At 70.5% G+C, this 14,941-nt stretch carries 13 protein-coding genes; 8 read left to right on the top strand and 5 right to left on the bottom strand.

Annotation, left to right across the window (positions count from 1 at the left end):
- Positions 1-63 precede the first annotated feature (63 nt).
- From AB0I03_RS22865 to AB0I03_RS22855, 3 genes are all read left to right on the top strand, one after another.
- A complete protein-coding gene (locus AB0I03_RS22865) occupies positions 64-1,611 on the top strand; it encodes a trypsin-like peptidase domain-containing protein (RefSeq protein ID WP_360416046.1) in 1,548 nt (515 codons plus the stop codon).
- A gap of 66 nt (positions 1,612-1,677) precedes the next feature.
- Entirely contained in the window at positions 1,678-2,166 is a 489-nt protein-coding gene (locus tag AB0I03_RS22860; protein ID WP_360416044.1) for a preprotein translocase subunit TatB, read from the top strand.
- Between the two features lie 119 nt (positions 2,167-2,285).
- Positions 2,286-2,642, top strand: a complete 357-nt coding sequence (locus AB0I03_RS22855; protein WP_360416042.1) for a VOC family protein — start codon at positions 2,286-2,288, stop codon at positions 2,640-2,642.
- Between the two features lie 57 nt (positions 2,643-2,699).
- Here the strand turns inward: AB0I03_RS22855 and AB0I03_RS22850 are convergent, their stop codons facing one another.
- From AB0I03_RS22850 to AB0I03_RS22835, 4 genes are all read right to left on the bottom strand, one after another.
- Positions 2,700-3,224 carry a DUF4190 domain-containing protein gene (locus tag AB0I03_RS22850; RefSeq protein ID WP_360416040.1) on the bottom strand — a complete coding sequence of 175 codons (525 nt, stop codon included), beginning with the start codon at positions 3,222-3,224 and terminating at the stop codon, positions 2,700-2,702.
- Between the two features lie 116 nt (positions 3,225-3,340).
- Positions 3,341-4,453 carry an amidohydrolase family protein gene (locus AB0I03_RS22845; RefSeq protein WP_360416038.1) on the bottom strand — a complete coding sequence of 371 codons (1,113 nt, stop codon included), beginning with the start codon at positions 4,451-4,453 and terminating at the stop codon, positions 3,341-3,343.
- 85 nt (positions 4,454-4,538) lie between these two features.
- On the bottom strand, positions 4,539-6,080 hold the full coding sequence (ffh, locus tag AB0I03_RS22840; protein WP_360416036.1) for a signal recognition particle protein: 1,542 nt from the start codon (positions 6,078-6,080) through the stop codon (positions 4,539-4,541).
- A gap of 191 nt (positions 6,081-6,271) precedes the next feature.
- Positions 6,272-7,570, bottom strand: a complete 1,299-nt coding sequence (locus AB0I03_RS22835; RefSeq protein ID WP_360416034.1) for an ammonium transporter — start codon at positions 7,568-7,570, stop codon at positions 6,272-6,274.
- A gap of 556 nt (positions 7,571-8,126) precedes the next feature.
- Between AB0I03_RS22835 and AB0I03_RS22830 the strand changes: the two genes are divergently transcribed.
- Positions 8,127-9,137, top strand: a complete 1,011-nt coding sequence (locus AB0I03_RS22830) for a LacI family DNA-binding transcriptional regulator (RefSeq protein ID WP_360416032.1) — start codon at positions 8,127-8,129, stop codon at positions 9,135-9,137.
- 16 nt (positions 9,138-9,153) lie between these two features.
- Entirely contained in the window at positions 9,154-11,511 is a 2,358-nt protein-coding gene (locus tag AB0I03_RS22825) for a cellulosome protein (RefSeq protein ID WP_360416030.1), read from the top strand.
- 62 nt (positions 11,512-11,573) lie between these two features.
- Here AB0I03_RS22825 and AB0I03_RS22820 read toward each other — a convergent pair whose 3' ends face one another.
- A complete protein-coding gene (locus tag AB0I03_RS22820; RefSeq protein ID WP_360416028.1) occupies positions 11,574-12,419 on the bottom strand; it encodes an aldo/keto reductase in 846 nt (281 codons plus the stop codon).
- A 174-nt stretch (positions 12,420-12,593) separates the two neighbouring features.
- Between AB0I03_RS22820 and mscL the strand changes: the two genes are divergently transcribed.
- The 3 genes from mscL to AB0I03_RS22805 all read left to right on the top strand — a co-directional run bounded on the left by mscL (position 12,594) and on the right by AB0I03_RS22805 (position 14,861).
- The gene (mscL, locus tag AB0I03_RS22815) at positions 12,594-12,986 is read left to right on the top strand and encodes a large conductance mechanosensitive channel protein MscL (protein ID WP_360416026.1); all 393 of its coding nucleotides are present in this window, start codon (positions 12,594-12,596) and stop codon (positions 12,984-12,986) included.
- A gap of 163 nt (positions 12,987-13,149) precedes the next feature.
- A complete protein-coding gene (locus tag AB0I03_RS22810) occupies positions 13,150-13,971 on the top strand; it encodes a VOC family protein (RefSeq protein WP_360416024.1) in 822 nt (273 codons plus the stop codon).
- A gap of 86 nt (positions 13,972-14,057) precedes the next feature.
- Positions 14,058-14,861, top strand: a complete 804-nt coding sequence (locus AB0I03_RS22805; protein WP_360416022.1) for a VOC family protein — start codon at positions 14,058-14,060, stop codon at positions 14,859-14,861.
- Positions 14,862-14,941 lie beyond the last annotated feature (80 nt).

The following is a 14,941-nucleotide window of genomic DNA, read 5'->3' as shown; positions in this document are numbered from 1 at the left end:
CCGGCACCGGGCGGAATGGCGGGGCAGATGAACGAGCGGCAATTCCGGCATAGACTTTCAGTCATGACTTCCGGCACCCAGCCGCCCCAGGCAGATCCGGGCAATCCGCAGCACCCAGAAGCGGCCTCGAACGCGCCGCAGGCGGACGGACCGAACGAGGCCGCGTCGCAGCGGCCCGAGATGCAGTCGCCCGCGCCCTACGAGCCGGCCGGCTCCGGGACGCAGCAGCCGGGGCACTACGAGTCGGCCGCGTACCAGCGGGCCGCCCCGCAGCCGGGGTATCAGCCCGCGGCACCGCAGTCAGGCTACGAGCACGCGGGGCCAGGGACGCAGGGCGCCTACCAGCCCCCGCAGGACCCGGCTGCGCCTCCCGGCGCGCCCGCGATGTCCGCACCCGCACAGCACCGGCAGGCCGCCCCGCAGGCGGGCCAGTCAGCCTGGTGGCACCCCGCCGCCGCCTCCGACCCGTGGCGCGACCCTGGGAGCCGGGCCGTCATCGAGACCCGGCCGGTCCCCCATGCGCCCGCGCCCGAACCGCTCCCTGCCCGCGCGCCGCGCGCGAAGCCCGCGCTGGGCATCGTCATCGCCGTCTCCGCCGTCACCGCGCTCATCGCAGGGACCCTCGGCGCGGCCATCGGCATCTGGGCCACCCGCTCCGGCTCGGGCACCGGCAGCCTCCTCGGCGCCGAACCGCAGACCGAACGCGACGTCACCTCCGTGGCCGGGGTCGTCGAGCAGATCATGCCCTCCGTGGTCACCGTCCTCACCGCCGACGGCGGCAACGGCTCGGGCTTCATCGTCTCCGACGACGGCTACGTCATGACCAACCACCACGTGGTCGTCGGCGGCGGCACCGAGCCCGCCGCGAGCCTCCAGGTGCTCTTCAGCGACGGCAACGTGACCACCGCCGAGGTCATCGGCTCCGACCCCGACTCCGACGTCGCCGTGCTGCGCATCGAAGGCGACCAGCACCCGGCGATGGTCCTCGCCGACTCCGACCAGGTGGCCGTCGGCGACCCGGTGCTCGCGGTCGGCGCGCCGCTCGGGCTCTCCTCCACGGTCACCGAGGGCATCGTCTCGGCCATCGACCGGCCCGTGCTCACCCAGAACAACAACGGCGAGGTCGAATCGGTGATGGCCGCGATCCAGACCGACGCGGCCATCAACCCCGGCAACTCCGGCGGGCCGCTCACCGACATCGCCGGGCAGGTCATCGGCATCAACACCGCCATCGCCTCCACCGCCGCCGAAGGCGAGGCGGGCAACATCGGCATCGGCTTCGCCATCCCGATCAACCAGGCCAAGCGCATCGCCGACGAGATCATCGCGACCGGCTCGGCCAGCCACACCGTGCTCGGCGCGGAGCTCGGAGAATCCGAATTGGGGGTCGGCGTGACCCTCAGCAAGGTCGTGGCCGGCTCCCCCGCCGCCGACGCCGGACTCCAGGACGGCGACGTTGTGACCAGCTTCAACGGCAACATGGTCGCCGAGAACACCGAGCTGATCGCGCTCATCCGCAAGCTCGCCCCGGGCACCGTGGTGACCGTCGTCTACGAACGCGATGGCGAGGAACACAGTGCCCAGGTCACGCTGGAGGCGGCCACCGACTGAGTGGGAGTAGGCTAGGCGGAGGTTTTTCAGGTATCAGCAGGCACAGGCAGTCATGAGGAGATCAGCGTGTTCGGAGGCTTTGGCGGAACCGAGTTCCTGGTCATCATCCTCATCGCCATCTTCCTGTGGGGTCCGGACAAGCTGCCCAAGGCGCTCGCCAACCTGCGCCGGTTCATCTCCAAGGCCCGCAACATGGCGTCCAACGCCGCCGCGGACCTCAGCCGGGAGATCGGCACCGACATCAGGCCCGAGGACCTCAACCCCAAGACCTTCGTCCGCAAGCACATCCTGACCGAAGAGGACCAGGAGATGCTGACGAGCCCCCTCAAGTCCACGATGCGCGACCTCCAGGACGGCACCAAGCCGCTCAAGGAGGGCCTGACGGACACCACGCGCGACATCGAGAGCACCCGCCGCAGCGTCAACCGCGGCAGCCTCACCCGGAAGGCCAACGGCACCAACGGTGCCAACGGCTCCGGCGACGCCGCTGCCGAACCCGCCGCCGCCGAGCAGACGACGCGCGACCGCGCCGCCACCTTCGACGACGTCACCTGAGGCCGCAGCGGCCTGCAGCGCACACAGTCTGCACCGCGCGGCCCGAACGGCCTCGGGTTCTGCGGGCGCTGTCGGCGGACCCGCTGGAAATTGTCAGTCCCGTCTGCGACCCTGGGTTGATGATCGGAACCTGGCACGGACTCATCATCGACTGCCCCGACCCGCAGGCGCTCTCGGCGTTCTACCGCGAGATCCTGGGCATGATCGAAGTACAGGATGACGGCGACTGGGTCGTCATCGGCGACGCCCCCGACCGCCCGGGGATCGCGTTCCAGCAGGCCGAGGTGTACACGCCCTCGACCTGGCCCGAACCCGCCGTCCCGCAGCAGATGCACCTCGACATCAAGGTCGACGACTTCGACACCGCCGAGGCGGCGGTGCTGAAGCTGGGCGCGCGGCGGCTCGAAGGCGGCGGCGAGACCTTCCGGGTCTACGCCGACCCCGCCGGACACCCGTTCTGCCTCGTCACGATGTAGCCCGGACACACGGAAACGGCGCGGGCCGGAGCCCGCGCCGCCTCAGCAACTGCTGTCTTAGTACGTCGAGGTGGTCGCGGCGGTGCCGAACATCGCGAGGAGGGCGCCGGCCGCAACGATGCCGATGATCGCGAGTGCGCAGACGATGATGCCGAGCACGAGCCCGGTGATCGCCTGGCCCTTGCCCGCGGCCTCGCCGCGGTTGATCTTCTTCAGGGCCACGCCGCCGAGGATCGCCGCGGTCACGCCGCAGACGAGGCTGATGATGCCGCTCACATAGGGGATCGGCAGGCAGAGGATGCCGACGCCGATGATGCCGAGGACCATGGCCGCGATCGCCTGGCCCTTGGGCAGCTGCGGGCCGTACCCGGGCGCGCCGTACGCCGGCGGGTAGCCGGGCGCCTGCGGCGGGAGCTGCGGCGCGGGACCGTAACCGGGCTGCTGCGGCTGCGAGGGGCCGTAGCCGGGCTGCTGGGGCTGCGAGGGGTTCTGGGGCTGGGAACCGGGCTGGCTGTTGTACGGGTCGTACTGGAAGCCGCCCTGACCGGACTGGTCCGAAGGAGGCGGCGGAGGATACGTCATCGCTAAAACTCTCTGCTCGGGCGGAACGGCGCGGGGACGTTCACGATAGCCGACCGCCGCCACCCGCGGGGACCAGGCCGATCAGGAATGCCACAAAACGTGCAGGTCACCGCGTTTTACTTGGCGGCCTTGAGGAGTCGGCCGCGCAGGACGATGAGCGCGGGCTCCCGGACGGCCGCGAGATCGGCGCGCGGGTCGTCCTCGTAGACCACGAGGTCGCCCAGATCGGCCGGGATGCCGAGCCATTCGCGGGCGCGCCAGGACGCGGCGGCGAGGACGTCGGCGGCCGGGATGCCCGCCCGCTCGTGGAGCAGGTGCATCTCCTCGGCGGCCAGGCCGTGGTCGATCCCGCCGCCGGCGTCTGTGCCCAGGTAGACCGGCACGCCCGCTTCCCATGCGGTGCGCACGACCTCGGGGAAGCCCTGCTTGAGGCGTCGCATGTGGTCGGCGTAGCGGGGGAACTTGGCGTCGGCCCCGGCGGCGATGTCGTCGAACGTCTCGATGTTGATCATGGTGGGCACCAAGGCGATGCCGCGCGCGGCCATGCGGTCGAGGAGGTCGGGCGCGAGGCCGGTGCCGTGCTCGATGGAGTCGGCGCCCGCCTCGACGACGCACGCGACGGCCTCTTCGGAGAAGGTGTGCACCGCGACCTTCGCGCCTTCGGCCTGGGCGGCGCGGATCGCGGCGGTGAGGATCTCCGGCTCGAAGGACGGCGCGAGGTCGCCCTTGTCGCGGTCGATCCAGTCGCCCACGAGCTTGACCCAGCCGTCCCCTTCCTTCGCCTGGCGGGCAAGGGCCGCGACGGCCTCGTGCGGCTCGCATTCGAGGCCGATGCCGCGCAGGTAGCGGCGGGAGGCGGCGATGTGGTGCCCGGCGCGGATGAGGCGCGGCATGCCGTCCTCCCCCACGAGTTCGGGGTAGGGGTAGGGCGATCCGGCGTCGCGGATGGCGAGGACGCCGGCGTCGCGGTCGGTGCGGGCGAGCGCGCGGGCCTCGTCGACGCTCTCGATCGCCTTGGGGCCGCGGCGGATGCCGATGTGGCAGTGGGCGTCCACGAGCCCCGGGAGGGCGAATCCGGAGGTGGCTACGGTGCGCGCGCCGGGCACGGGCGCGAAGGTGATCCGGTCGCCGTCCACGTACACGTCCCGGACGGTGTCGTCCGGGAGCCAGACGACCCGGAGGTGGAGCGGCTCGAGGTCGCGGGGTGCAAGCGGTGCGAGTGCGTTCATCGCCTCGCAGTATCGCAGAAGGCGCGAGGCCGGGCCGCTCGACGCGGCCCGGCCTGCGGTTCCCGGTCGCCGACCGGGGCGGTGCCTACTTGTCCTTCTTGTTCTGGTCCTTGAGGAACTGCTCGAAGTCGATGTCGGGCAGGTCGGCCGCGTTGAGCTGCGAGAGGTCCGGCATGCCCGGGGGCAGCTGCATCCCGGCGGGGAGCTGCGGGGCCGCGTTCTGCGCCTGGCCGCCGCGGCGCACCACGGGCTTCTTCTTGGCCTTCTTGCCCTTGCGCTTGTTGTACGGCGACTTGGTGGCCTTGGTGCCGCCGCCCAGGCCCATCGCGCCGGTCATGCCGCGCATCATCTTCTGCGCGTCCTTGAACCGCGACAGGAGCTGGTTGACCTCGGAGACCGTGACGCCGGAGCCGTTCGCGATGCGCAGGCGGCGCGAGCCGTTGATGAGCGAGGAGTCGCGGCGCTCGGCCGGGGTCATGGAGCGGATGATCGCGGAGGTGCGGTCGATCTGCTTGTCGTCGATCGAGTCGATCTGCTGGCGCATCTGGCCCATGCCCGGCATCATCTTGAGCACGTTGCCGATCGGGCCCATCTTGCGGATGGCCTGCATCTGCTCCAGGAAATCCTCGAGCGTGAAGTCCTCGCCCTTGAGGAGCTTCTGGGTCATCTCCTCTTTCTGGTCCTCCTCGAACACGGCCTCGGCCTGCTCGATGAGGGTCAGCATGTCGCCCATGCCGAGGATGCGCGAGGCCATCCGGTCGGGGTGGAAGACGTCGAAGTCCTCGAGCTTCTCGCCGGTGGAGGCGAACATGATCGGCTGGCCGGTCACGTGCCGCACGGAGAGCGCGGCACCGCCGCGGGCGTCGCCGTCGAGCTTGGAGAGGACCACACCGGTGATGCCGACGCCGTCGCGGAAGGCCTCGGCGGTGTTGACCGCGTCCTGGCCGATCATGGCGTCGATGACGAAGAGGACCTCGTCAGGGTTGACGGCGTCCCGGATCTCACGGGCCTGCTGCATCATCTCCTCGTCGATGCCGAGGCGGCCGGCGGTGTCGACGATGACGACGTCGTGGCCCTTGCGGCGGGCCTCTTCGATCGAGTCGGTGGCGACCTTGACGGGGTCGCCGACGCCGGAGCCGGGCTCGGGGGCGTAGACGGCCACGCCGGCGCGTCCGGCGAGCACCTGGAGCTGCCCGACCGCGTTGGGGCGCTGGAGGTCGGCGGCGACCAGGAGCGGGGAGTGCTCGTCGCTCTTGAGCCACTTGGCGAGCTTCCCGGCGAGCGTGGTCTTGCCCGCGCCCTGGAGGCCCGCGAGCATGATGACGGTGGGGGCCTGCTTCGCGTAGTTGAGGCGCCGCGTCTCGCCGCCGAGGATCGCGACGAGCTCCTCGTTGACGACCTTGATGATCTGCTGGGCGGGGTTGAGGGCCTTGGAGACCTCCGCGCCCTTGCACCGCTCCTTGACCTGGTTGATGAAGGTCTTCACCACGGGGAGGGCGACGTCGGCCTCGAGCAGGGCGAGGCGGATCTCGCGGGCGGTGGCGTCGATGTCGGCATCGGTCAGGCGGCCTTTGCCGCGGATCGACTCGAAGATCCCGGACAGTCGATCTGACAGAGCGTCGAACACGGGCGAACCTCTCGGTGGTGCAGCGAAATTGTACGGAAGCGGGCGCCGTGCGGCACGGCGGACTCCTACGAGCTTAACGGGGGTGGCGGCACGGCCGCCGCCCGCGCCCGGCGTGACCTTCCCCGGGAAAGCGGAACGGCCGCCCCGGGGGAGGGCGGCCGTTCCTTTTCAACTGTGGCAGGAAGCCGGTGTTACGCGTTGATCTTCTCGGCGGTGTCGGCGTTGGTCTCGGGCAGGCCGGTGCCGGTGTTGCCGTTGACGGGGAGGTCGTAGCCGGCCTCGCCGTGCTGAGCGGCGTCGATGCCGGCCAGTTCCTCTTCCTCGCTGATCCGGACCCCGATGGTGACCTTGAGGATCAGGCCGATGATGAGGGCCACGACGAACGAGTAGGCGACCACGGCCAGGACCGCGAGGGTCTGGTAGCCGAGGAAGGAGAACTCGCCGCCGTAGAAGACGCCGTTCGTGCCGCCGGTGACGTCGCCGAAGGCGAAGAGGCCTACCGCGATGGAGCCCCAGATGCCGGCGACCATGTGCAGGCCGACCACGTCGAGCGAGTCGTCGTAGCCGAGCTTGTGCTTGAGGCCGATGGCGAAGGGGCAGAGGATGCCGGCGACGGCACCGATGGCGATGGCCCCCAGCGGGGTCACGTAGCCGGCGGCGGGCGTGATGGCGACCAGGCCGGCGATGACGCCGGAGCAGGCGCCGAGCACCGAGGGCTTGATGCCGCGGATGCGGTCGATGAGCAGCCAGGCGAGAATCGCGGCGGCGGTGGCGACCTGGGTGTTGAGGAGGGCCAGACCGGCGATCGCGTCGGAGACGAAGGCGGAGCCGGCGTTGAAGCCGAACCAGCCGAACCACAGCAGTCCGGTGCCGATCACGACGAGCGGCAGGTTGTGCGGGGCGAAGTTGCCGTCCTTCCAGCCGATGCGACGGCCGACGACGAGCGCCAGGCCGAGTGCCGCGGCACCGGCGTTGGCGTGGACCGCGGTCCCGCCGGCGAAGTCGAGGACGCCGAGCTCTTCGATCCAGCCGCCGCCCCACACCCAGTAGGCGACGGGGGCGTAGACGAGGACGACCCAGGCGGTGGAGAACACGACCCAAGCGGTGAACTTCATGCGGTCGGCGACGGCACCGGCGATGAGGGCCACGGTGATGATCGCGAACATCATGCCGAAGGCCGACATCGCGCCGGCGGAGACGCCGCCGTCGACCATGCCGAGTTCGGTGACGTAGCGCAGGCCGAACGCCGAGCTGACGTCCATGCTGAAGAACGGGTTGCCGCCGCCGTCGCCGATGGCGATGGACTCGCCGACCAGCACCCAGACGACTGAGACCAGACCGATGGCGACCAGGCACTTCATCATCATGTTGATGACACTCGAGGCTCGGCTGAGGCCGCCGTAGAACAGGGCGAGACCGGGGGTCATGAGCAGAACAAGGGCGGCTGAGATCAGGATCCACGCGTTGTTGCCTGTATCGAGCTCGGGCATGGCCGCCTCCTCTCTCCAGAGATAGGTAGTACTTCGGGCTTAGAAAGCTTTTGTCCGGCGTTGAGGGGAGCGACGGTGCTCGGGATAGGTGTCACGCGCCGACCGCTGCCCGGCTGCGGCCCGAAGGCTTCACCGAGTGTTGGCCGGCGCGTGATGCTCCTACCTACCGGAGTGAAGCCAGCTTCACGAAGGCGTGTTACGCGACCCGGGCCTGCGTGTTAAGAAGTTGTCGCCAAAGATTTCGAGTGTGTGAACTCCGCCTCACAAGTCCCTCTGCAAGCGCTACCGGAGGAGCGGGAGCGTCGGTTGTGCCGTTTGGGGTGTTTGCGGGGTCCTCCAAAACCGTTACCTCGGCATGACTCCTCCGTTACGGAACTGTGCTCTACTATTCTTGATGCATCACCGAGGTGAGCGTTAACATCACTCGGCGTATCGTCGTATGGGACTGCGGCCACACTGGGACCGGGACGGCCCGGTCCTCTGGGACGGCCTGCGACGAATGAGAAAGAGACCAACTGCGATGGCGCAACCGAAGAAGGCAGCCAGTATCTGGGATGTGGCGAGACTGGCCGGGGTCTCCCATCAGACCGTCTCCCGCGTCGTCAACGGCTCACCGCGGGTCGCCGCGGCCACGCGGGACAAGGTCCTGGAGGCCATCACCGAGCTGGGCTACCGGCCCAACCGGCTGGCCCGGAGCCTCGCGGGCGGCGCGGTCGAGTCCGTCACCGTCCTCACTGCCGACACCTCTCTCTACGGGCCCGAAGCGGCCCTGCGCGGCATCGAGAAGGCCGCCCGGTCGCTCGACTGGAGCGTCCAGATCTCCGTGCTCGACCCCGCCGACACCCACTCGGACGCCGACATCGTCGCGCGCCTGCCCCGCGCGGGCGAGCCGACGATCATCATGGCCCACGACGAACCCGGCATGCGCGCCAAGCAGGTCCTGCTCGACACCCAGCCGCAGGCGATGGTCGCGATCGGCCCCTACACCGCCGAAGAGCTCGCCGCCTCGCCCTGGCTGGTGGGCATGGACGACGGCAAGGCCGCGGCCGAGGCCACCAGGTACCTCCTCGACCTGGGCCACGACACCGTGCACCACTTGGCGATCCCGACCTCCACGGGCACCTTCGGCGGCGGCAAGGCCCACCGCGCCGACGGCTGGGCGCGCGTCCTGCGCGAGGCCGGACGCGAAGTGCCGGACCCGGTGCCGTCAGGATGGACCTTCGCCGAGGCGTTCAAGGCCGTGCAGCCGCTCGTCGCCGACCCCGCGGTCACCGCGATCCTCTGCGGCAACGACCACCTCGCCCTCGCGACCATGCGCGCCGCGCACCTCGTCGGGCGCTCGGTCCCCGGCGACCTCTCGATCGTGGGCTTCGACAACACCCCGTTCTCGGCGTACACGACTCCTGCGCTGACCACCGTGAACCAGGACTTCGAGAGCGTGGGCCGCGGCGCCTTCGAGCTGCTGCGCCACCGCGTGGACGGATCGCAGCCGCGGCCGAAGCCGAGCTGGCCCGAACCCGAGCTCATCGTCCGCGAGACCTCGGGCCCGCCCCGCCCCCGATCCTGACCCGAAAGGCCCGGCAATGGCCCTCACCCCCCTCCCCCAGGGGGCGGCCCGCCTCACCGCGGACTTCACCGCCCCGACCGGTCCGGTGCTGCACGGCGCGGCCGGATCGCTGTACGGCGTCTCGGAGGACGGCGTGCCCGGCGACGAGCTGCTCGACGCGCTCGACATCACCACCCTCGCGGTGAAGCCGGACGGCGGCGCGCAGCACCCCGGCGGCGACGCCTCCAGCGTCGTCAACGCGCTGCGCCGCAACGGCGACGGGCTCGCGTTCGTGTACCTGCAGGACCTGTTCGCCAAGTGGCCCTACGAGGACGTGGGCATCGACCTGTACCACGAGCGGCTGTGCGCGGTCGTGCCGCCGATGCTCACGCCCGAGAACGCCGGGCGGCTCGTATGGGTGCCGTTCAACGAGCCCGACTGGATCTGGTACTCGCTCAAGGAGAACGCCCCCGCGAAGTTCGACCGGTTCCTCGCCGACTGGATCACCACGGTGCAGCTCCTGCGGGGCCTCGCGCCGGGCGTGCCCATCGCCGGGCCCAACGAGTCGTACTACCACCCCGAGTTCCTGCCGCACTTCCTCAGGCGCGCCCGCGACACCGGGACGCTCCCCGAATGGACGGCCTGGCACGAGCTCTCGCCGCGCTCGCTCGCGGAGTTCCGCGGCAACTACGCCGCCTACCGGGGCCTGGAGCGCGCGCTCGGCATCGCGCCGCGGCGCGTGAACATCGACGAGTACGGGAACAACCGCGACCTCTCCGTGCCCGGCCAGCTCGTGCAGTGGGCGGCGATGTTCGAGGAGGCGAAAGTCCACGCGGACATGGCGTACTGGACCGCCGCCGGCGGCTACTCGGGCGCGGCCCCTCAGCCGAACCTGCCGAACGGCGCGTGGTGGTTCCTCAAGGCGTACTCGGGGATGACCGGTCAGACCGTGCGCGTCGAACCGCCCCATCCGAACACTGTGGACACCCTGCAGGGGATCGCGAGCATCGACGCCGAGCGGCGCACCGCGCAGATCCTCGCGGGCGGCACCGTCGAGGACTTCCTCGTCGTCACAACGGGACTCGACCCCGAGTTCTGGGGCGAGCGCGTCACCGCCACCGTGCACCGCATCGACTGGACCGGCTACGAAGGCGCAGCCGGCCCGCCCATGCCGGTCGCGCAGGTCGTGAGCCACCCTGCGGGCCTGGAGATCCCGATCTACGGGCCCGACCGCATGGCCGCGTACTGGATCACCATCACCTCCGGCGAGGCCGCGGTGCCCGGGCCGCCGCCGTGGAAGGGCCAGTGGGACGCCGAGGCCGCCGACATCACCTCCGGCGAGATCACCCGGCACGGCCACACGGACGACGGCAACGCCTTCGCCGCGTCCGGCGAGCACGACGTGTGCGGCCTGAGCTTCCCCGACTCGGCGGTGGTCTTCCAGGTCGAGGTGCCCGACGCCGGCGAGTACGACCTCGCGGTGTTCTACTCCCACATGTACGGTCGCGGCGCCGAGGCCACCGAACCCCAACCGGCGCAGCAGGTCCTCACCGTGAACGGCGCGGAGCGGTTCCTCGACTACCCGAGCACCATGAACTGGGGGCACCGCTCGATCGTGCGCGTGCCGCTCACCCTGCGGGCCGGGGCGAACACCGTCGAGCTCGCCAAATCCGGCGCGATCGGCACCGCGCGCGGCGAAGTGGCCCTCGACAAGATCGAGCTCACCGAGCGGCGCGGCTGCCCGACCTGCTACGACGCCGCCTTCGCGCGCCGGGACGGCGACGGGCTCGTGTTCGACCTGTACGCGGCCGAGGCGGGCTACCACCGCATCGAGGGCGCCGACACCGCGATCCTGGCCGGGCCGCAGAACCAGGACGCACCTGTAGACCTCGCCCGGCCCGTGTTCCTCCACGCCGGCGTCAACCGCCTGCGCACGGAGATGATCGCCGGGCCGATCGTCGTCACCGGGGCCGCGGGCCCCGAACCGGTCGAAGTGGACGCCGCGGAGGTGGCCCGCGCGGGCGGCTCCTGCCTCGTCGTCAACGACTTCGCGAGCCGCGGGCATGTGGTCGGCTGGAACGGACGCGGCGCCACCGCGGCCATCGAGGTCGACGCCGCCGCGGGCGCGCACGTGCTCCTCATCAGCTACGCGAACGACGAGCGCACCGCCGGACACGAGTACAATGTGGACATCGTGACGCGGCACTGCGACATCACCGTCAACGGCAAGGAAGCGGGCCGGTACCCCATGCGGGGCACCTGGACCTGGAACGACTTCTGGACCTACCCGGTCATCCTCGACCTGGACGACGGGCCGAACACGATCGTCTTCGCCAACCCCGACGGCCCGACCGCGGAGTTCGAGCGCTTCCGCATCGCCCCGCTCAACCCCTGAGCCGCAAGCCCTGAGCCGCAAGCGAAAGGCCCGCGCCGGTCGGCGCGGGCCCTTCAGGTCGGCTATGCCGAGGCGAGACCGTTCAAGGCCTCGTACTGGTCGTCGGTGAGCACCAGGTCGCGCGCGCCCACGTTCTCCTCCAGGTGCGCGATCGAGCTCGTCCCCGGAATCGGCACGATGTTGTCCGAGCGGCGCAGCAGCCACGCCAGCGCGGTCTGGGCGGGGGTCGCGCCGATCTCGGCGGCGATCTTGCCCACGGGCCCGTCGGGGCCGGCGTGCTCGCCCGCGGCGATCGGGAACCACGGGATGAAGGCGATGCCCTGCTCGGCGGTGTAGTCGAGCACGTCCTCGCTCTGGCGGTTGATGAGGTTGTAGAGGTTCTGGACGCTCGCGATCGGCGCGACCGTCTGGGCCTCTTTGAGCTGGTCCACGGTGACCTCGGAGAGGCCGATGTGGCGGATCTTGCCCTGGCGCTGGAGTTCGGCGAGCGTCTCGATCTGGTCGGCGATCGGCAGGCCCAGGTCGAGGCGGTGGATCTGGTAGAGGTCGATGGTCTCGACGCCGAGGCGGCGGAGGCTGAGTTCGACCTGCTGGCGGATGTAGCCGGGGTTGCCGACCGCGATCCACTCGCCGGGGGCGGGGCGGGTGTTGCCGCCCTTGGTGGCGATCACCACGCCGTCCGCGTAGGGGCGGAGGGCTTCGGCGATGAGCTTCTCGTTGTCGCCGAGGGCGTAGGCGTCGGCGGTGTCGATGAAGTTGACGCCGAGTTCGACGGCGCGGCGCAGCACGGCGATGGCGCTCGCGCGGTCCTTCGGCGGGGTGAAGATGCCCGGGTCGCCGGTCAGGCGCATCGCGCCGTAGCCGAGCCGGTCGACGCGGAGGTCGCCACCGATCACGATGTCGCTCATGGGGAATGCCTTTCAAGCAGTGCTTCAGGTGCGCGGCGGCCGATCGGCCGGCCACGTTCGGGTGCAACCGCTGGGGGGCCCGGATTGTTCCCGTCCGGGTGATGTCTCGTGCGCCACTGCGACACGGGGTTTCGCGACTGCGGTTCCCATGCGCGGGGATGCGAGACTTTGGGCATGATCAAAGGGTTCAAAGATTTTCTGATGCGCGGCAATGTGGTGGAGCTGGCCGTCGCGGTGGTCATGGGTGCGGCGATGACGGCGCTCGTGGCCTCGTTCGGTGCGGCGTTCCTCAATCCGCTCATCACGCTGGTCACGGGCGGGGCCGAGGTCGGCGGCGCGTTCACGGTGAACGGGGTCGTGTTCCCGTACGGCGTGTTCTTGAACGGCATCCTGGTGTTCTTCCTGACGGCGCTCGCGGTGTACTTCGTGATCGTGCTGCCGATGAACAAGCTGCGCGAGCGGTTCACGCCGGCGGCCGAGGAGGTCGACGAGGTGCACGCGGAGGCGGAGCTCCAAGTGCTGCAGGAGATCCGGGAACTGCTGCGGGAGCAGCGCCGAAGCCAGTAGTGATCCGTTCCGAGGCCCGCCGTCGCGCAGCGCCGGCGGGCCTCGGCGTTTCCGGGCGCGAGGGGCCGGGTAACCGGCGGGTCTGCGCGCACCCGAGGCTTGCCTGCGTCGTACCCCCGTGGGACGGTGGGGTGAGCCGACCCGACCTGTGAAGGATTGCCGCATGCCTACCAAGATTCCGCCGGGGGCCCCGATCTGGGCCGACGCGAACACTCCTGACCTGGCTCGCGACCTGGACTTCTACACGCGTCTGTTCAAGTGGTCGAGTTTCGGCACCGGGGAGGAGTTCGGGCATTACACGGAGCTGTGCCTGGGGTCGACGGTGTCGGTGGCGCGCGCGGTGGGGGGCCTCGCGCCGAACCCGCCGGGTGACCCGAACGCGTTGTCCGCGTGGGGGGTCGCGTTCCATGTGGAGGACTGCTTCAGGGCGGTGGCCGATGCGGAGAAGCTGGACGCCCAGATCATCAGCCATCCGGTGCGGGTGGGCGACGACCTGGTGTACGCGGCGCTGAAGGACCCTGACGGCGCGGCGTTCGGCCTGTTCGAGCCGATGAACGAGCATGTGGGGTTCACGGCGTACGGCGAGCCGGGCGCGGCGGTGTGGTTCGAGTACGTGTACGACGGGGCGCCGGTGGAGGCGATGCAGTTCTACTCGGAGCTGCTGAACTGGACGCTGAAGGTGCCGGGCGACGGCGAGGTGTCGGTCGACGCGCCGTACGTCGGGCTGTGGACGCACGGGCACCTGACCGGCAAGGCGGTGGAGTTCGGCGGGGCGCGGATGGCGCTGGGCCCGGAGGTGCGGATGGATCCGCACTGGCTGGTGTGCTTCGGTACCGCTTCGGTGGACCTGACGGCCGCGAAGGCGGTCGATCTGGGCGGGCGGGTGGCGGTGGCGCCCGTGGACGACCCGGGTGGGCGCATGGCGGTGCTGGTGTCGCCGACGGGCGCGCACTTCACGATCATGGAGGGCGAGCAGGCGGACTGACGCTGCGGGGAAATTCCTGCGGGTGTCGGTGGGTCGTGGGACCGTGAACGGGTCAATCGACTTCGCTCGTGAAGGAGCAGTGCGCCATGGCCTCGATCCCGGTGGGTGCCCCGGTCTGGTCCGATTCCCTGACCTCGGATCTGGCGGCGGATGTCGCCTTCTATCAGGCGTTGTTCGGTTGGACTGCCGTCGACGCCGGGGAGGACTTCGGGCATTACACGACGTTCGGCGTCCCGGACGGCTCCGAAGGGGGCCGGGAGGTCATGGGGGTCATGCCGTGCCCTCCGGGGGCGGAGCCGAGCCGGGTGTGGAATCTGCATTTCAAGGTCGAGGACTGCGATGCGGCGACGGCGCGCGCCCGTGAGCTGGGCGCGGCGGTCACGAACGAGCCCGAGGACATGGGCGGGATGCTGCGGTTCTCCATGCTGAACGACCCGAACGGCGCCGCGTTCGGGCTGGTGCAGATGCACGAGCCCGGGAGCGGCTTCGGCGTGTGGGGCGAGCCGAACAGCGTCTCCTGGGCCGAGTACCGGATCGACGGCGTGCCTGCGGAGGCGATGCGGTTCTACGCGGACCTGCTCGGCTGGAACGTGGCGACGCCGCCGTGGGAGGTCGCGTCGAACCCGAAGCCGTACGCGGCCCTGAGCGCCGCGGGCGATGCGCGCGAGTTCGGCGGCTGCCACGCCGCCGAAGGCTGGGAGCTGGAGCTCCCGCCGCAGTGGAACGTGATGGTCGCGGTGGACGACGCCGCCCGCGCGTGCGAGCAGGCGGTGGCCCTCGGCGGTTCGGTCGCGGCCGAGCCGATGGAAGTGCCGGGCCTGCAGATCGCGGGCATCGCGACGCCGAGCGGCACGATCGTGGGCGTCCAGTCGCCAAGGGCCTGGGAGTAATAGGACTGGTGAAGCCCGGGCCGCCCGCAATACGGGCGGTCCGGGCTTCGCCGTCGGTGCTCGAAGCGACGCGGACGGCG

This window comes from Glycomyces sp. NPDC021274, assembly GCF_040641195.1.
In the GTDB taxonomy this organism is placed as follows: domain Bacteria; phylum Actinomycetota; class Actinomycetes; order Mycobacteriales; family Micromonosporaceae; genus Glycomyces.
This window is presented reverse-complemented; position numbering and strand designations above follow the sequence as displayed.